We start from the raw sequence: 18,280 nt of genomic DNA, 5'->3' as shown, positions 1-18,280 counted from the left end.
AGCGGCTATTTGGCTAAGCAAATGTTACGGACAAAGAAGCGTAAAATCACAAAAAATAAACCTGGATATGCTTAAATAGCTCAATCCTGAATTATAGATGAATAACCAATGGATTGATAAGTTTCGCGCTTATCCAAAAGTACATTCCCTTCTTGAGAAGGCATTTTCTTCTGAATTATTTAAAAGGATACTTAGAGGCTCCTTCTGGAATGCTATACTTAATTTTTTCAGCAAAGGAGTTTCATTTATAGGTACAGTCATAATTATTCGGCTCATAGGCAAAGAAGCGTATGGGGAATTTGGAATGCTGAATAGTACCATCGCCATGTTTGGTATGTTCACTACCTTCAGTATTTCTCAGACTGCTACTAAGCATATTGCCGAGTTTCGTGACCTAGATAGACCCAAGGCAGGGAGAATAATAGGCTTATCATTCCTGTTTTCTGCCACCATGGGCTTATTGATTTTCACCATAGTACAGCTTACTGCTGGAATGTTGGCAACAAACTCCCTGAATGCCCCGCATTTGGAGGGTAGCCTTCGTCTTATGGCTACAGGCATGTTGTTTGGTTCCCTGAATGGCGCACAATACGGAGTGATCAATGGTCTTGAAGCATTCAAGGAAAATTCCTTTTTGGGGATCTTGCTCGGTATCACGCTGACCATAATGAAAATAGCACTCACTTATTGGTTTGGATTCTATGGTGCAGTATTAGGGATGACAATAGAGCCCTTTGTCACCTACTTGGCTACTTTTTACCTCATCAGGAAATTACTTAAGCGCTCCCAGCTGAAAATCATGTTTGCTGGGGCATTGAAAGAATATAAAATCCTCTTCAATTACAGTCTTCCTTCACTTCTGTCCGGTCTATTGATTTTTCCGACGAATTGGTACACCATGTCCTTGTTGGCAACAAATAAGGAGGGAGGCTATGATGATTTAGCAGATTTCAATGTGGCCAACCAATGGTTTAATGTGCTTATTTTTATCACCTATATTTTGGTCAGCAGCTTCTTGCCGATTTTCTCTGACTTATGGGCGAAAAAAGAATACCAAAAGGTAAACCGCATTGTCAAAAATGCCTCTGCGACGATTTTGGCTATATTCATTCCTATCAGTATCATCTTTTTGATTTTTGGAGAATCTATAGGAAAAATATATGGCGTAGAATATACCGGTGTAGGGATTCTGATTTTCGTCTCGGTATTTACACTCATCCCGCAATCCCTCTGTATAGTTCTGAACAATGTCCTTGTAGCGAGCGGTAGATTGTGGACCAGCCTACTGGTCTTTGCCGCCTGGAGTATTACATTTATAGGACTTACTTTCGCACTTCTCTCGTACTCATCTATGGGATTGGTCATCTCCAGACTGATTGCTTTTGTGCTCTATCTAATTATTCTATTTTTGGTTTATCGTAGCTATTATAGAAAATCAAAACTCCAAACCCAGATAATTTGAAAGTAGGCATTGTAACCTATGCATTAAATATAGGTGGCGTTGAGCGGGTAATCCTAAATCTGTATCAAGGCCTTCTAGCTCATGGGTACCAGCCTACAATCATAGAAATCATGAAGAAAGGGGAGTGGAGCGAAAAGTTTCAGTCCATGGGCTTGCAAGTAGAGCAAGTGCTGCCCAGTCAATGGGAAAGTAAAAAGAAACATGCCTTTCGAATTCTGAATAAGCTAAAGGAGTATAGACTCCTTTTTTTAAATGATGTGCAATACGCGCACAGTATTTTGGGATTTCTTCCACCCGCTACACGCGTCTTCCCGATAGTTCATGGGGATTTAGAATCCATGCTTTACAATGCATCGTTCAATATTTCTCAGATTCAAAATATCCTTTGTGTCAATCCAATCCTGGCAGAACGCCTGACTAAGGAATATGCTGTGCCACAGGGAATGATTCATGTCGTTCCTAATTGCCTGGATACGGAGAATATCTCTCAACCATCTACGCTCAAAACGAAGGAGTTTGTCTACTTGGGGAGATTAAATGATTTTGAAAAGGGTGTGATGGATATTCCTGAGATTATGAAGATCGTTTCTGAAAATTTCCCGGAGGTTCAACTTGATATTTATGGATCAGGTACGCATGAAGAAGCGCTGAGAAATAAGATTCGAAGCTTTGGGCTTGAAGGAAACATAAGCTTGAAAGGTGAACTAGACCCCGAGAAGGTTCATGATACCTTATCTCACTATAAATACTTGATTTTCCCGTCGAAATTTGAAAGTGGAGCCCTAGTACTTAAAGAAGCCATGCTTAACGGCCTGATACCTTTTGCATACCGTCTTCCCGGTCAGACGGACGTTATTGTGACGCACGGAAAAAATGGTTTTTTAGCGGAGCCTGGGAATATTTCTGAGTTTGCAGACTATATTTTAGCGCTTTACCCAAATCAAGAATTGGTAAAAGAAATTAGCGAAAATGCAGTTGATTCTATTCAGAAGAATTTCTCCTTGAAGGTGATGATGCATGCTTACCAACAAATAATAGACCTGGCGTTAAAATCTCCAGACCCGCAAAGGTCTGGCAGACTTGAAATCGAAATTTTAGAAGATTTCACCAACCTACCTTTAATTTTAATAAGGCCATTCAGAAAAATCCTAAGAGGATTAGGCTTATACAAATGAAAACAGTTAGAATCTTATTTATTACCACTGCTTTTCCACCTTACGAATTTTCAGAAGCTCTAGTTAATGCTAAATTGGTAATGGCCTTGAAGGAAAATGGCCATGATGTACATGTTATCTCCCGCCCAGCCACCATAGTGTATAATGACGCATGGTCTGGATTGTGGAAATCACTTGAACATCAAGTGTATTATCCTAGCTCTGGCAAAATATCCAAGCTTAGTAAGATTTCCTCCTCACTCAAGGGAATACTGAGATACAAATTACCGGTAGAAGGTATTCGCTGGGGACTGGAAGCTGAGAAACTTGCCACCAAACTCCACCAAGAGAAAGGCTTTGATCTAATTATGACCAGAATGCCATCTCTTTTTCCTCACTTATTAGGTTTGAGACTAGGCAAAGCCTGGAATGTCCCCGTTGTCTCCAACTGGAATGACCCTACGGATGATATTCGACCTTTAGGACACAAAGTCTCAAGAAAAGCCTCCTTCTTTTTTAAATTGATCTCGCGAAGAGCTTTTAGTTCAGCTACATTAAATACTTTCCCTTCCAGCCAATTACTAGAGCATTACTTAAAGACAAACCTTAAAGGTCTAACTGCAGCAACTGAGATTATACCACATATAGGTTTTTACCCTGATTTTGCCTTAACTCATCAGGTGGGCGAAATACCGAGAATTGTCCATGCCGGCAATATGCTCGATAATATCCAACTGGATTTGTTGTTAGAATCCCTGCATTCCCTAGCAAAAAAAGGATTGAAATTTGAACTCCATGTATTTGGAATGGTTCAGGAGAAATTGTTGAGTGCTATTCCAAAGTTGGGGTTAGAGAACTGTATTTTCGTACACAATCCTCTTGGTTATTCAGAGATGATTGAGAAGCTAGTTCAGTTTGATTTTCTCTTGATCCTTGAAGCCCAATACCCTGAAGGTATTCTAATGCTCAGTAAACTTTCTGATTACGCCTCTTTGAAAAAGCCCATTATTGCACTTTCGCCTAAAAATGGTGTTACAGCCAATTATTTTGCAAATCAAAAAGGCTTTCATCTTTTCGATAACACCAATCAGCCTGAGATAGAAAATGGATTGGAGAAGATTCTACAGGAATTCCCCAAACATGCCCTTCCAGAGCCAGATAACAAGCTTTGGTCGGAAGTTAACCCTGCCCAAATTGTCGCACAGTATGCTAGGATTTTCTCCTCTATCATCCAACCGAAAAGTATCCGGAGTTAACAGCCTCGCTTTGACATGCAGTTAACAGCAACTGCCTATTTATTACCCAGGTTCCACCGATAGGAACAGCTTCCCTGCGACCTGTTTTGAAGTAGAATAGGGGAGTAGATAATAAAGTTACTCCTGATTTACTTCCTATACTCTTCCCCTTCTTGACACTCAGCTCTACTATTTATTTCGGTATTACCGCGATTTTAATGGAGTTTACTATTTATCTGTTTCTGATGATGGTTTCCGGAGGCTATCATCCGGATGGGTGAGCCTTGCGGGATTTTCGGTTTTGTAATGGGTTGAACACCGTTAAGAAAATGACTTAGCTCCTGAGAGTTCAAGCCGTTTAAAAATCTTCCAGTAGAAGATTTTAGGCTTGGGACAGTCTGTAGGGCAGATAAGATCCAGTCATTTTTAGGTGTGAAATCCAGAACAAAATTCCGCTACGTTGCTGTTTAAAATGAATAAAAAAAAGTATCAGCGGAAAGAAAAGACCGAGGCTCAGGGCTTTTTGGTTACTTTTTGGCCGCCAAAAAGTGACAAAGATAAAACCTATATAAAATGGAGGAAGGTGTATTTGATGTTGATTCTCACAAGAAAAATTATTCAATAATAAACAGGAACTGTACTTTCTTCTGTAGATATTAGTTTAGCCGCCAACTTACCTTTACATTAAATCCAGGGTAAAACCATTATTTCAGAAGAAAAACCAGCAATTGGCGCACTAGCTATTAATTATATTTTTTATAAAATTATTGCAACATTAAGTTTACATGTTTATATTGATCTACAGATTTATATAAATCAACAGCTTATTTGGGGATGTTAACTCTTGTTTTGGGGATTTTTCTACCCGTATAGAACGCTGCTTGATTTCAAAAAGTAAAGCACAGTGCGTTGATTTATTTGAATCTTTCTTTACGAGTTCTCAGAAAATGCTTTTGTTTTTCTTTCTTTTTCTAGAGTGCTCGATTTATAATGTGTCTTTTACCCTTTTAAAGCTAGTTTTGGCTAGAATCCCAAGCAAGACCTATTTCTGAGGATTTTTAGATCAATAAAAGAAATAGACTTTCTATTATCAAAATCGCCGGAATGGCATGAAAATTTATTCGAATGAGAAAGTATTATCCGTTCGAAATGAGGTACTAATAGTTAATTTGTAACCATAAATTAATTTTTAGTTAATTGTTTGAAATAACGAGTTGTCATTGTTTAGTTAAAAAAAATCCCGTTATTTTGCACTTTCAATTCACGCGGAAGAACTCAAGTATTTGCAAAAAATCTTTACTACTAGATGAATCAACTTTTATCATTGATCTCTTCCTTCGGTTTGGGGGTTTTGATCTTACCCGTACTAATTATTATTCTTAATAAGGCAAACATAGGAGATATACCAGGTGGGAGGAAAATCCACAGTAAGATTACTCCTTCCATGGGTGGTATAGCAATTATCTTTGCAGGCTTAGTTTCCTTTGGAATATGGGGCTGGCACATGTCACCTGGAACAATGAGATATGTTTCCTTATCTATTCTAATCATGTTCTTTATTGGTATCCGTGATGATTTTTCTCCTTTAAGCGCATTCCAAAAAATCCTAATGCAATTGGGAGCTTTGTTCCTGATCTATTTCTTCGCGGAAATTCGTGTAACCAATTTTTACGGATTCCTTGGAATCTATGAGTTGCCAGAGTTTTTTAGTTTCCTGTTCACCATCGTCACTTTGTTTGCTATTACTAATGCCTATAATTTAATTGATGGGATTGATGGCCTAGCAGGCACAATTGCTAGCATCCCGCTATTGATTTTAGGGTTTTGGTTTGATTACGTAGGATATGTAGGCTATTCAATCTTATGTTTTGGACTTTTAGGGGCAATTTTGGCTTTTTTATCATTCAACTGGCACCCAGCAAAAATTTTCATGGGAGATACAGGTTCCTTGCCGCTTGGCTTCGCACTTGCAGTGATGGTAGTCGCTTTTATGAATGTCAACGCAGAGCTTCCATTGGATAATGCCTATAAAATCAAACCGAATTTCAGTTTTGCAGTCGCTATGGTTCTCATACCATTATTTGATATGGCTAGAGTTTTTGCAAAACGACTTTCAAGCGGAAAGCATCCAATGAAAGCCGATAAAAATCACCTGCACCATTTGCTTGTACGCTTTGGTATGAAGCAGCCCAAAGTAGTTCTCCTTTTAGTACTTGTTCAATTAGCCGTACTATTCTCAATAGTGATCCTGAGAGATTTTTCTGACAACGTGGTACTACCATTAGTTTGTGTGTTGGTTTTAAGTATAGGTTTAGGTTTAGAAGCCATCACTCCGAAATTTCTGAAAATTAAAATCATGAAGAAGGTTCCTAAAGTTTACAATTTTACCGTACCTACGCCAATCAAACCAAAAATGGAAACTGAGGACCTAAATAAAATGCCAATTAATATGAATTAATTGATAAGCATTATTTCTGAATGATCTTTAACAATACATGACTTACTTAAAAAAAGTAAAGATTGGGATTCTTACCAAGCCTTTTACTGAGTTAGACCCCTGGGAAATTTCTTTATTTGAGCAATTACTGGAATTAGATTTTTTAGAGATTTCTGCTTTGATCTTTGATGGAAGGCCTCAGGATACTCATAGTGCTAAACCTAGTTTATTATCTAGACTTTGGCCTGGCAACTTTTTATGGCGCTGGCAGCAATCTATTGAAAAGAAGCTTTTTGTACCGGTAAGCGTAGAGTCAGAGAAAGTGCGTCACATGTTTGATAGTGTAGACAAGCTTGAAATGTTTCCTAGACGGAAAGGTTTTGTAGACTTTTTTGAAGAAGCTGACACTGAAAAGATTAAGCAATTAGACCTGGATATAATTCTCCGACATGAATTTAACATCATAAAAGGGGCTATACTAAATGCATCCAAGTATGGAGTATGGAGCCTGCATCACGGAGACAATTTTGTGAATAGAGGAGGACCAGCCGGCTTTTGGGAAATTGTTGAAGGTCATGAAGCAATAGGCGTGACACTGCAGCAGCTTACTCCAGAGTTGGATGGCGGTAAAATCATTGAGAAGGCTTTTTATAATATAAACTGGTCGCACAATAAAAATCGTCAATTTATACAGTTCTCCTCCATTCAGCTGGTTTTAAAAAACATCAGAAAAGTGAGGCATGGGAAATTCTCCATTGAAGAATCTCTCACCTATAGTCATGCATTATACAGGTCCCCCGGTCCAATGGCTACTTTGAAATACTTAGGAAAATTCTACAAGGTTTTCTTAAGTACCCTTATTAGTAAATTAGCTCCTTCAAAAAGAGAAAATCTATGGAAGCTCTATCTGGGAAAGGGCGACTTTCTTCATGCCGCATTGTTTAGAGTAAAAGAAATCCCACTACCTGAAGGGGAATTCTGGGCCGACCCATTTCTTTTTGAGAAAGAAGGCAAGAAGTATTTATTTTTTGAACGCTACAAATTCGACAAAGGAATAGCTTGTATCAGTGTGGGGCAACTCGAAAACGGTAAGGTGACAGACGTACAAGATGTGATTGACGATGGTACTCACATGTCCTATCCCAATGTTTTTGAGGATCAGGGAGAAATTTATATGATCCCTGAAACCTGCGCAAAAAAGAGGTTAGAGGTATATAGAGCTACGGATTTTCCTTACAAATGGGAACTTTATTCTACTGCTTTCGAAGGTGTAGAACTAGCAGATGTTAACTTCTTCAGAGATGAACTGGGGAAAGCATGGATTTTCTTTAGTAAAGGCTTCTGGTTTGATCTAAATTCTGATCTCTATATATACCAGATCGATTCACTTAAAATGGATACTTTATATCCACATCTTCAGAACCCGGTGATTATAGATTCAAGAATTGCCAGAAATGGAGGTAAAATCTATAAAAGGGATGGGAAATACTTCCGTCCAAGCCAAAGGAATGTCAATGGAAATTATGGATTTGGGCTAAATATTAATCAAATAGTAGAGCTTACACTGGAGGAATATAAGGAAGAGAAAATTGTGTCTGCCTATCCTTCCTTTATGCCCAAATTAACAGGCTTTCACCATGTGGACAGCCATGAAAAGTTCTTCATAATTGATGCAGCAAAAAGAAGGGGTTAAGTGTTGTGATTACAAAGCATCTGAACATCCCCTTTTTGCCAGTAGCCAGTTAACAGTTAGCAGTTAGCAGTGGCCAGTTGCCAGTTAGCAGTTGCCAGTTAACAGTTAGCAGTTGCCAGTTAACAGTGGCCAGTTGCCAGACACCCAGCATCCAATACCAGTCATCCCTCCCGTCTCCCGTCTTCGGTCTCCGGTCTCCGGTCTTCGGTCTTCGGTCTTCGGTCATCAAACACCGGTCACCCAACACCGGACATCGGTCATCAAACATCGGTCACCCAACATCGGTCATCTCTCCCGTCTTCGGTCTCCGGTCTTCGGTCTTCGGTCTCCGGTCTTCGGTCATCTAACATCGGTCATCAAACATCGGTTATCTCTCCCGTCTCCCGTCTTCGGTCTTCCGTCTTTCAAACATCGACCAATCTTCACCCAACTCCCAACACCGGTCATCTGACACCCAACACCGGTCACCCCTCATCCCTCATCCCCAAATAAAAAGGCCCAGAGAAACTCTGAGCCTTTTCAAATCGGCTTACGCCTAATTAAAACTTAACGCTAATTCAAATTTCCGAGCTAATAGGCAAAAAAAAAATACCCAATATTGGGTATTTTTTGGCTGTTTTAACCTGATTTAAGCCTGCTTGGGCTAGCCTATATATTTTTCAAAAATCATTGGATCACTTATTGATATGTAATTCCAAGAAATTTGGGTGATTTAAAAGACTAAGGAGTAACCGCTCTACAGACTCATATACCGCTCAGAGGACATATTAAAATATTAATAAAAAGCATTTTGATTTGGAATAACATTTGCGAGTAAATCGTATGAAATCGAGCACACCTAAAAGCCTCATTCTCTGAAATGATGAAAATGCCAGCAAGATTCCATATGAGCTTTAAAAATCGAATTATTATCATATGAATTTATTTACTTTGTACCCAAATTAAAAGTAGGGGTAGTCCCTGTTTAACATTAAAAAAAACCTCATCATCTTAATCAAATCCCCAAAATGAAACAAAATTTGTTCTCTATTTCGGTTAACCGCTCACTTATGATTGCCTTGGTCGCTATGCTGGCTATGGGTGCGTGTAAGAGTAAAAAGAAAGCTGCACAACCTGCACCCCCTGCACCTGTTGAGCAAGTACAACAACCAGCTCCTCCTCCAGCTCCAGTCGCTTCTGCAGAAGAAGTAGCAGCAGGTAAGTTGGAAAATTATTTCAATAGCGTAGCTGCAGCAGGGAATGCATCTATTGCAAACCAGACCATCCAAGAGGCTCTTGGAATGTTTTCTAATCAGGAAACTCCAGTTTTGATCGTGATTCATGAAGAAAATGGAATCAAAGATTACGATGAGCCTACTACAATCAAGAAGTATTTGGAATACTTGAAAGACACCAAGAAGAATCTTAACTACATCAGCGATATCCGGATGGATGCTAATGGTAAGGTCTCTGAATTGGAGCTTAGAAGAAAATAATTGCCCATCTGAAAAATAATTAAAAAATGAAAAATATAATGATCCTTTTCCTGGGCTTATTCCTTGCTTCTTCAGTAAGTGCATTAGCTCAGTCTGAAACAATTAGCCCTGCAAGAAAGCAAGCAATTGACTCTTTAGCGCTTGAAAAAGTAAAAGATTTAAGTAAATATATCAGCATCATCGGAAGCAAAGAGACTCAATTCTCTGAAGCAAATCGAGTGATGGATCGTGCAGAAGAATTATTCTCTCCTGGCGCTGAGATGGGTGTATCAAGCATCAATACCAACGAAATCGCGTACTACAAGGTAAGACGTTATTTTGAGCGTTTGATGGCTTTGAACTACGATAGAGTAAACATCACCTGGTACGATATCCAGTACATCTCAGATCTTGAAAGACAGCCTGATGGTAGATATGTAGGTGTTGTTACTGTATTCCAACGTTTCGAAGGTACATCTATCGAGACAGGTATGAACTACAAAGACACTACTAAGAAAGACATCACTATCTACGTTGAGAAAAAGCAAACCCAAATTGCTGGTAGAACTATTGAATTTTGGGACGTCATGCTAGGTGACGTGAGAGTGACTGAAACCTCCGCATGAGAATAGTAACCTTTATCTTTGCGATTTTCATCGCAAGCATCTCAATTGTCTCGGGGCAGGGCATAGGCAGCCCCGGGACAATTAAAGATGATGGCAAATTCGCTGCCTCTACCAAACAACTAAACCAATTCTTCAGAAGATTTAATGCCGAAGAATCCCCAACTGACGGAAATATACGCTATTATCCTGGTGACTCAGCCTATCACAGCACATCCCTGAGAAAAGGCTTTCTTCAGATACTTTTTGATAATCAAACTTCCTCAGTTACTAATGATTTAAAAACAGAGTTTATTAACGCTGTACTTTCTCCCTCGTACCCACAATACATAAACTTCCACAGAGAAGGTTGGCTTGCTGAGGTACAGGCTGAATTTATTTACAAAGGCAAAAGAGAAACTGCCACCTTGATATTGAAACTCCAGCCGGAAGGGTTGGGGTACGAATGGGTAATAGATGAGGTGTCATTTCCCCCATTTAGAAACATTTTCAACAAGCCAGTAGGGGATGGAAAAGATTTCCTACACCCTCTCAGTCATGAGCTGGGATTTATGAACCTTAGAAGAGCATTTCAGGATTCAAATTCCCCCGAAGCATTCACTGAGACCAATTTCAAACCTGATTACCTGACTTTGTTTTTATACGAAATGAAGCAAAATAACATCCGTTACGACACCGTAACTGATGTTAAATTTCATTTCTTTCAAATAGAAGGCTGGTATTTTGAAGTACAACAATTCAACCGCCCTGGATTTAATACAGGTTGGCTGATTTCAAACCTTGTCAAACTTAACCCTGGTGACAAGGAGTCTATACAGAAATACATTTATGATCAGAACTAAGTTTATATATCTAACTTTATTGCTTTTATGCGTGACTTTCTCAGGATTCACGCAGACGATTAAGGGCTATACACAAGATGAGATAGATGATTATTCTTCTAAAGTTGAAGATCAAATTAGGTTCTTGGAATATCTTCTTAACACCATTGGATCTGCTGAAACACAGCCTAGAGACAAGGATGTGGTCATTCGTGAAAGCTACCTTAAAATCTTCCGAGATGGAGAAGTGCAGGTGGAAGATGATTTGTTGCTGGATAGAAAAGTAGTGACCAATAAGAATGTCACAGCCTACTTAAAGGACATTGAGTTTTTCTACAAGAATGTCAACTTCAAGTTCAAGATTAGAGATGTTAAAGCCCATCAAAAAGACAATGGAGATGTGTATTTTTTGGCATCTCTGGATAGAACTATTACAGCCACCGGTATTAATAATGAAAAAATAGCGAATACCAAGCCTCGCTTTGTTGAGGTGAATTTGGACGGTAAGACTCAAGAATTAAAAATAGCAAGCGTCTATACCACAAAGGTAAGTAGAGATGAGGAGTTGTCAGAATGGTGGTCCGTGTTAGACCCCCACTGGCAAGCTTATTTCAGAGATCGCTTTGCCCTAAGTCTATACGATTCTATCAATGTGGACTTATTATATAAGTTTGTGGAAGTAGATTCCTTGGATATCTCCGGAACAGACTCCTTACTGGACCTCAGCCCAATGGAGGCAATGCGTAATCTAAAGTATGTTAACCTCAGCAATACTCAGATTACGGAGCTTGGACCTATTTCCAACGTGACTTTCCTGGAATACCTGGACGTATCCAATACGCCTACCTCTGATATACAATTTATCAAGTATTCTGATCGCCTAAAGCACCTGGATATCTCCCAAACTCAGATTACTGATATTAGTGAATTGGTAAACCTTAAAGCACTTCGATCACTTCGGGTGGAAGAAACACCAATTCTAAGCTTTGCTGTGCTCAATGAATTTGATAGCTTGAAAAGTCTATATATCGCTCGTAGCGGCTTTAATAACGCCGAGAATATAAAGGATCTTTCCAAGTTGGAAGATTTGGATTTGTCAGGGAACTACCTGATTAACTTCAGTCAGTTATCCGAGCTACTTTCCCTTAAGAATTTAAATTTATCCAATACCAACATTCAGGACCTTACCCCCTTAGTAGGGCTGAAAAATATTGAAGTAGTAGATATCACAGGTACAGAAGTTTCAGATATATCCGCTTTAAATGCCAAGGGAGATCTGAGTAAAGTCTTGGCTGATGATACGAAGCTGTCTGTTATCGCTGCGGATAATTTCATTCGTAACAATCCTAAGGTATTGCTAATCCACCACGTGAAAGATCTAGAGAGCTGGTGGGCAGGACTTTCTGATGCCTGGAAAACTAGTATGAAGAAGGCTAATCCTAGGATTACTTCTGATAATCCTAGTGTGGAAATACTGACCAGTACTATAGGACTAGAGGAACTTGATTTGAGTGCTGCTGGTATACAGACGCTGAATCCTATTACTCGATTTGCCAAACTCAAGAAAGTAGATTTCTCTGATAATCCTGTTACTGAGATGATTTCATTAAGTGAGGTCAAAACCTTGACAGAAATTATGGGCAGAAACTCTCAGGTAAAAGATATTTCCCCTCTCAAATCAAATGAGGAATTAGTAAGAATTGATCTGGATGGTAGCCCGGTCACCACCATCATGGATGTGGTAAATCTTCCGAATTTGACTTATTTGAATGTGAACGGATCTGGGATATTTCCTGAAGAAGTGCCGGAAATAATAATCCAAAAGCCGAATTTGACCATTATCTATAGAATAGATGAGTTGAACACCTGGTGGACTGAGCTGGATGCTACATGGAAGGAAGTATTTCGTAAGCAGTTCTCCATGCCTGAAGATCCAAGTACGGAACAGCTGCATGCCTTGACAGAGAAGTCTTCCTTGACTTTCGAGAGGGTATCAGTAGATGATATACATGCGCTTACCGTGTTTGATAACTTAAGGTCACTGGTGATTTTTGATGCACCATTGGGTTACATAGCTCCAATTTCTGAACTTAAGCTTCTAGAGAAATTGAAGATATCCCAAGTCCCTGTAGTTGATTTCTCTCCATTAAGAGGGCTTTCCAACTTAAAGGAACTTGATATCAGCAACTCTGGAATAGAAGATCTGGATCCACTAGCTGGTTTGGTAAATCTGAAAACACTGAATATCTCAGGCACAAACCTGAAATCCCTGAAAGGACTGGAGGGATTAGTCAATCTGACGGAATTGGATGTAGCAAGCACCAACTTGCGGAGCCTAAGACCTATAGAAGGCCTATCAAACCTTAAAAAGCTTTCCTGCTTTAATACTAGAGTGAATAGTAGATCAGTGGATAGTTTCAAAGATTCCAACCCAGATTGTGAGGTTAGATATTACTAGAATTGTTCATCAACAAACCCCACATCAATAGGCGAATCATTTACCTAGAGTTTCAACCCCATGAATCAATTACCTAGGGTATTAACCCTAGGCTTCAATAGTCCAGGGTTTTAACCCTGGAAACTGGTATTAACCCTAGCAATTGGAAATGAAAAAAGGGATTAAAAAATAATATAAAAAGTCCCTTTAATATTTTCTTAGGAAAAGTAGTGCTTTAAAAGTTGCTTAATCACCCTGACATAAAGGTAGATAGTCAATCTTAGAAAAAAATACCCTGTACAGGGTATTTTTTTGTTTTATCTAGCCATAGTTTTCCACAAAATATAATTATTGTAGGTATTGGTAGGCTTATTCTTATTTTGCTATTAAAGAATAAGTACAAATAAAATGTCAAACCAAACTAAAAAACGAGAGATTCTACCGGAATCACTTCCAATGACCCTACTTCATCTTGTCTCAGCCTCCAACCTTTAATTTCTATTGGGACAACCAACAACCACCAACCAACAACCACCAACCACCAACCAACAACTAACAACCAAAATTTATAACTCCCCGCACCCTTAAGGCTAATCATATTAAGTAATTTGCACCCGTCTTGAGCAAAACCTTAGCAACATTCACCTTATTATCCCTTTTATTGATCCTGTTGGGAATCAATCGGGGTTTTGATTTTTCGGATGAAGGTCTGTATGCCTTTTTAGCCGATCCAAATCAGCCAAATATTGGAGGGGTATTTAGCTATGATCTTTTTTTTAAGCTCTTTTATCACCTTACAGGTTTGGAGTTTGGCATCATAGGACTTAGAATAATCCGCCTGATTTCCTATTTCATGGGTGCATTTGCGCTGGCTGTTTTTTGGAAAAACCTATATTATCAACAAGGCCCTTCACTGCGTGTATTTCTAGTATGTTTGGCTGCTTTATTTGGAGGGTATGGTTTTTTGCCCCCAACATTATCGTATAATTCTATCTCTGTGGTGCTTGTATGTTTTTGGTTGGCCATAGTCTCCAAAAAAGAGTTCAAGCCCATGGATTGGTTTCTGTTAGGATTGATTTTTACTACTTTGTTCTATTCCAAGGTCACGGTTTGTATACTACTATGCTTACCTACCATTCTCTATTTTTTAATGAGAAAATCCCTCGGCGTTGCCTCAATTCTCCTTGTTCTATTGCCATTTTCCCTATTTGAGGGTCTTTTTTTCTTGTTTTTTGAGGAAAATGGCCTCAGTAGATTATTTGGGGAATTTGGATTCATCAATCAACGTCAAGATTACACGCTAATACTTCTGATCAAGTATACCGCTGTAGGGGGCTTTTGGGTTTTGATTACCGGCTTACCTTTCTTCATAGCGTCGAAGTTCAAAAAATCCAAAACTTTTTTAGCTTACACACTTACACTGATCGCACTAGTGATATTAGCATGTGTCTTCTACTTCACTTTCATTACCTCCGAGTGGAGTCATATTTTTCTTTTGATTACCATTGCAGGTGTTTCCAGGGAAATTGGAAATCTGAGAAAGGGTGAATTATTACAGAAAGAATTGCTGTTTATCTGTGTTTTAATTTTGCTTCCTTTTGTACTTCATTTTGGAAGTAATGTGTATTGGATGAGGCTGGGTATTCATTATTGGGCCTTTTGGCTATTAGCCTATCTATTAGCAATGAAGAGAAAGAGCCAAGAATACCAGAAAAGAACCTACGCATTTGCCTCACTGATTTCTTTCGTTCTAGTAGCTTTTGGCATTTGGCTTACACCTTTTGAAGGAGTTTATCTTTGGGAGGCTACAGAAAAGTGGGAGTATAAATCTGGAAAACATATTTGGCTCGCTCCAACTCAGGTAGAACTTCTGAGATTGCTCAATTCAGAAATTGAAGAATTATCCCCTAATGAAGTAATTTCACTTTATAGTAACCCAGGTTTACTTTATCTCCTAGGCAAGAATTCCTTGTATTCTCCAGGATATTGGAAGCCTTCACAAGCTAAGTTATTTTTAAAATCAGGCTCTGAAGTAGATTTAATTCTTTTCAATGCTTTATATGATTTTCCTTTTGACCCTTTAGAATGGGAGAAAAAGAATGAGTTTATTCAGCCAAATGGAGAAAAGTTAGTGCTATTATGGAGAAAATAAAGTCCAACTACTTCCTGCTATTTTGGTCCTTATTAGCTTTTGGAGCTATGACAATTATCTGGTTTCTACCATGGCGATTTCAGGTAAATGACGATGAAATCATGATGTGGCTGGTCTCCGGAGCCTATACCGGAACACCTGAATCGTATGCAGTATTTATACATCCCATCCTCAGTTGGACTTTTTCCAAACTCTATACATTAGCACCCGCTATTCCCTGGTATCCTTTGACATGGTTCTTGGTGATTTGGCTGAGTTTTCTAGGATTGATTTTGAACTTGAATCTAAGGAGAAGCAGATTCAATGCAAATATTATTCTTTTACTCTTTTGTCTATCTCTCTTTCTTCACTTTGCCTTATTCCTTCAATTCACAATAGTAGCAGGGATTTCAGGGATTTCAGGATTATTACTCCTGTTTAGGGGGAATGCTAAAAAAAACAAAAGCTTAAGCATTTTCTCCTTTTTTCTTATAGGTATTTCTATTCTTATACGCTGGGAATCATTTGTACTTGTTTTTTTAGGTTTTGGGTTCTTTTATTTCATTTTCTATTCCCTCTCTGGAATCCTAAAATCTTTAAGGTTGTTTTTATTCCCTAGTTTACTCTTGGTAATTTTGCTTGGCTCAAAAATAATTTGGGAACAACAGTCAGAATATTCTGACTTTATTCATTACAATAAAGCTCGCGCAGCAGTTTCAGATCATCCTATAACCAATCAACTTTCTTTAGAAGGAAAGTTGAAAATTGATTCAAAGTGGTTTTTTTTCTCTCAATGGATGATGGAGGATGAATCCAGTTCACTTTCGGAATTGAGGGCAAGAAAGGCAGAATTGGATGCAGAATTATTTTCTTTTAAACAGATTGGTAATTCTATAGTTAGATTGATTAGGGTGATGAGGACTGAAGCATTTAAGTCCATATTCTCAGGAATCTTAATCGCATTTTTTCTATTTAACTACAAGGACTCAAAACAAGCTTTGGTTTTTCTACTCTTATGGCTACTTTTTTTTATTGTGTTTAACCACTTTTTTATACTGAATGGGAGAGTTGTTATTCTATTCTTTTTACCTTTTTTATTCCCTGTGTTCATTGAGGCTAATCAAAGACTTATTGGAAAAAGAACATCCATAATTTTATCTTTTCTAATAATAATACTTTTTACTTTTCATGTTTTAAACTTTATGAACGAAGCTCAAGCTAGAAAAGTAATGCAAACTGAATTTATTACCCTTACTGAAACAATTCCAGAAGAATCGTTACTTGTCCTAGAGGGATATCCAGAAAATTTCCTTGGAATCAATTATACATTAGATAAACAAGTACCCTTCCTTAGTTTGGGTTGGATTTCAAAAAGTCCATTTCAGAAAAAGAAACTGAAAAATTTACACCTTGAGCATATTTCAGAGGCAAAGGAGTATTTTTTGCTTGGGGTAGACGTGAATAAAATTTTCTATTTTTCTGAATATATGCGGTTTCTTGGCGAGGATTTTAGACTTGAGAGTAAAATAGAGGAAGAGAATTTCATACTTTATTATTACCTAAAAACCCTTCCTGCTTCTAGATAACATTTTTTTTCACACCTATAGTAGATTGAAATTTCTGTTTTCAACCTTGCAAAATCCGTTTGCCCCCTTAAATTTGTTTAACTGAGTAAAAAAACTACTCAGTCAGCTAGTTTCCAAAAGTGGGAGTGACCGAGCATCGCTATTAAGAATTTAAAATTATTGTCAGTCTGACAACCACCAACCAACAACCACCAACCACCAACTAACTCCTCCAACTACTTCTCACATACTCAGTGAATGAGTGAATTTTGCCTCCCAAAAGATTATACTCTTTTACCAATTCTTCAGCTTCCTTACATAGCTCTGCATACAATGCTAGAATTTTCTCTAAATGATTTATGGTTTCCAAACTACTTGCCTCAGAATAGACAAGGAATTTGATGAAATCATTTTTATAAGACCTTCTCCCATATCCCTCAACGATATTGGTAATTACAGAATCAGATGATCGCCTAAGCTGACTTCCCAATTCATATAATTCATACTTAGGAAGTTTAAGGGAAAAAGGATGCGTTCTTAAAAATAAATTAAAGCTGATTTTATATATATCCAGGTCTCTGTAGTTAGTCATGCTGGTGATAGTTCTAGTTAAAAGAGATAGTTAAAAATTCGGTAACTAAGTTAACAACTTCCTAATCAACCACCAACCACCAACCACCAACCACCAACCAACAACTAACAACCAACAACCAACCAACGTTGCTCGAATCCCTCGTCACCTCCAAAACCCGCATCAAACTTCTCCTGAAGTTCTTTTCCCATGCCAATTCAGGCTACCTGCGTGCCCTCGCCAAGGAATTTGACGAGTCTACGAATTCGGTGCGGATAGAATTGAACCGCCTGACCGAAGCCGGATTGCTGGTGTCGGAAGATGAAGGCAAAACAAAAATGTATAAGGCCAATACCAATCACCCCTTCTTCGATGAGATTAAAGGGATGGTTTCCAAATTCCTGGGACTAGATGACCTCATGGAACGTATTGTCAAAAGAATGGGGGAGGTAGACAAAGCTTATATCATAGGAGATTATGCCAAAGGAATTGACTCAGGCACCATTCAGATGATACTTATCGGAAAGGACTTGGATAGGGAATACCTGGAATTTATTAAGGAAAAAACCTTCGAGAAAGTGCTGCGCAAAGTAGAAGTATCCATCTTGGAATCTGACCCAGGAGATATCCAGGGTATTTTAGTATATGGAAAGTAACCTCAACTCTTCAAACTCCAACCCCTGTCCGCCGTGTCGGA

The 18,280-nt window shown here is 38.5% G+C and carries 14 protein-coding genes; 12 read left to right on the top strand and 2 right to left on the bottom strand.

Annotated features, from left to right (window positions below):
* Window positions 1–97 precede the first annotated feature (97 nt).
* From QOL76_RS08865 to QOL76_RS08825, 9 genes are all read left to right on the top strand, one after another.
* Window positions 98–1,462 (top strand): oligosaccharide flippase family protein, encoded by a 1,365-nt coding sequence (locus tag QOL76_RS08865; RefSeq protein WP_283412598.1) that lies wholly within the window; start codon window positions 98–100, stop codon window positions 1,460–1,462.
* Window positions 1,459–2,637 (top strand): glycosyltransferase family 4 protein, encoded by a 1,179-nt coding sequence (locus QOL76_RS08860; protein ID WP_283412597.1) that lies wholly within the window; start codon window positions 1,459–1,461, stop codon window positions 2,635–2,637. The genes QOL76_RS08865 and QOL76_RS08860 overlap by 4 nt, the downstream gene beginning before the upstream one ends.
* Window positions 2,634–3,872: a glycosyltransferase family protein gene (locus QOL76_RS08855; RefSeq protein ID WP_283412596.1), complete on the top strand. Its 1,239-nt coding sequence runs from the start codon at window positions 2,634–2,636 to the stop codon at window positions 3,870–3,872. Before QOL76_RS08860 ends, QOL76_RS08855 begins: the two co-directional genes overlap by 4 nt.
* A 1,285-nt stretch (window positions 3,873–5,157) precedes the next feature.
* Entirely contained in the window at window positions 5,158–6,309 is a 1,152-nt protein-coding gene (locus QOL76_RS08850; RefSeq protein WP_283412595.1) for an MraY family glycosyltransferase, read from the top strand.
* 37 nt (window positions 6,310–6,346) lie between these two features.
* Window positions 6,347–7,981, top strand: coding sequence for a glucosamine inositolphosphorylceramide transferase family protein (locus QOL76_RS08845; protein WP_283412594.1), 1,635 nt, complete (start codon window positions 6,347–6,349; stop codon window positions 7,979–7,981).
* Between the two features lie 1,007 nt (window positions 7,982–8,988).
* Window positions 8,989–9,456 carry a nucleoid-structuring protein H-NS gene (locus QOL76_RS08840; RefSeq protein WP_283412593.1) on the top strand — a complete coding sequence of 156 codons (468 nt, stop codon included), beginning with the start codon at window positions 8,989–8,991 and terminating at the stop codon, window positions 9,454–9,456.
* A 26-nt stretch (window positions 9,457–9,482) separates the two neighbouring features.
* On the top strand, window positions 9,483–10,061 hold the full coding sequence (locus QOL76_RS08835; RefSeq protein WP_091691238.1) for a hypothetical protein: 579 nt from the start codon (window positions 9,483–9,485) through the stop codon (window positions 10,059–10,061).
* On the top strand, window positions 10,058–10,900 hold the full coding sequence (locus QOL76_RS08830; protein WP_283412592.1) for a hypothetical protein: 843 nt from the start codon (window positions 10,058–10,060) through the stop codon (window positions 10,898–10,900). The genes QOL76_RS08835 and QOL76_RS08830 overlap by 4 nt, the downstream gene beginning before the upstream one ends.
* Complete coding sequence (locus tag QOL76_RS08825) at window positions 10,857–13,337, top strand: leucine-rich repeat domain-containing protein (RefSeq protein ID WP_283412591.1); 2,481 nt, start codon at window positions 10,857–10,859, stop codon at window positions 13,335–13,337. Before QOL76_RS08830 ends, QOL76_RS08825 begins: the two co-directional genes overlap by 44 nt.
* Before the next feature lie 400 nt (window positions 13,338–13,737).
* Here QOL76_RS08825 and QOL76_RS08820 read toward each other — a convergent pair whose 3' ends face one another.
* Window positions 13,738–13,914, bottom strand: a complete 177-nt coding sequence (locus tag QOL76_RS08820; RefSeq protein WP_283412590.1) for a hypothetical protein — start codon at window positions 13,912–13,914, stop codon at window positions 13,738–13,740.
* Between the two features lie 21 nt (window positions 13,915–13,935).
* On the opposite strand from QOL76_RS08820, the gene QOL76_RS08815 reads away from it, so the two are divergent.
* Both QOL76_RS08815 and QOL76_RS08810 read left to right on the top strand, forming a co-directional pair.
* The gene (locus tag QOL76_RS08815; RefSeq protein ID WP_283412589.1) at window positions 13,936–15,468 is read left to right on the top strand and encodes a hypothetical protein; all 1,533 of its coding nucleotides are present in this window, start codon (window positions 13,936–13,938) and stop codon (window positions 15,466–15,468) included.
* 776 nt (window positions 15,469–16,244) lie between these two features.
* Window positions 16,245–17,033: a hypothetical protein gene (locus tag QOL76_RS08810; RefSeq protein ID WP_283412588.1), complete on the top strand. Its 789-nt coding sequence runs from the start codon at window positions 16,245–16,247 to the stop codon at window positions 17,031–17,033.
* Window positions 17,034–17,235: 202 nt separating this feature from the next.
* On the opposite strand, the gene QOL76_RS08805 is transcribed toward QOL76_RS08810, so the two are convergent.
* Window positions 17,236–17,604: a four helix bundle protein gene (locus QOL76_RS08805; protein WP_283412587.1), complete on the bottom strand. Its 369-nt coding sequence runs from the start codon at window positions 17,602–17,604 to the stop codon at window positions 17,236–17,238.
* 128 nt (window positions 17,605–17,732) lie between these two features.
* On the opposite strand from QOL76_RS08805, the gene QOL76_RS08800 reads away from it, so the two are divergent.
* Entirely contained in the window at window positions 17,733–18,239 is a 507-nt protein-coding gene (locus tag QOL76_RS08800; protein ID WP_283412586.1) for a helix-turn-helix domain-containing protein, read from the top strand.
* Window positions 18,240–18,280 lie beyond the last annotated feature (41 nt).

This window comes from Algoriphagus winogradskyi (assembly GCF_900182815.1).
Lineage (GTDB): Bacteria > Bacteroidota > Bacteroidia > Cytophagales > Cyclobacteriaceae > Algoriphagus > Algoriphagus winogradskyi.
The sequence above is the reverse complement of the archived record's forward strand: the minus strand, read 5'-3'. Positions and strand labels throughout refer to the sequence as shown.

What these genes read in the sequence shown, in the direction of transcription:
- QOL76_RS08865 (WP_283412598.1), top strand. Translation starts at nt 98, where the DNA reads ATGAATAACCAATGGATTGATAAGTTTCGCGCTTATCCAAAAGTACAT.
- QOL76_RS08855 (WP_283412596.1), top strand. Translation starts at nt 2,634, where the DNA reads ATGAAAACAGTTAGAATCTTATTTATTACCACTGCTTTTCCACCTTAC.
- QOL76_RS08850 (WP_283412595.1), top strand. Translation starts at nt 5,158, where the DNA reads ATGAATCAACTTTTATCATTGATCTCTTCCTTCGGTTTGGGGGTTTTG.
- QOL76_RS08845 (WP_283412594.1), top strand. Translation starts at nt 6,347, where the DNA reads ATGACTTACTTAAAAAAAGTAAAGATTGGGATTCTTACCAAGCCTTTT.
- QOL76_RS08840 (WP_283412593.1), top strand. Translation starts at nt 8,989, where the DNA reads ATGAAACAAAATTTGTTCTCTATTTCGGTTAACCGCTCACTTATGATT.
- QOL76_RS08835 (WP_091691238.1), top strand. Translation starts at nt 9,483, where the DNA reads ATGAAAAATATAATGATCCTTTTCCTGGGCTTATTCCTTGCTTCTTCA.
- QOL76_RS08830 (WP_283412592.1), top strand. Translation starts at nt 10,058, where the DNA reads ATGAGAATAGTAACCTTTATCTTTGCGATTTTCATCGCAAGCATCTCA.
- QOL76_RS08820 (WP_283412590.1), bottom strand. Translation starts at nt 13,914, where the DNA reads ATGATTAGCCTTAAGGGTGCGGGGAGTTATAAATTTTGGTTGTTAGTT.
- QOL76_RS08810 (WP_283412588.1), top strand. Translation starts at nt 16,245, where the DNA reads ATGATGGAGGATGAATCCAGTTCACTTTCGGAATTGAGGGCAAGAAAG.
- QOL76_RS08805 (WP_283412587.1), bottom strand. Translation starts at nt 17,604, where the DNA reads ATGACTAACTACAGAGACCTGGATATATATAAAATCAGCTTTAATTTA.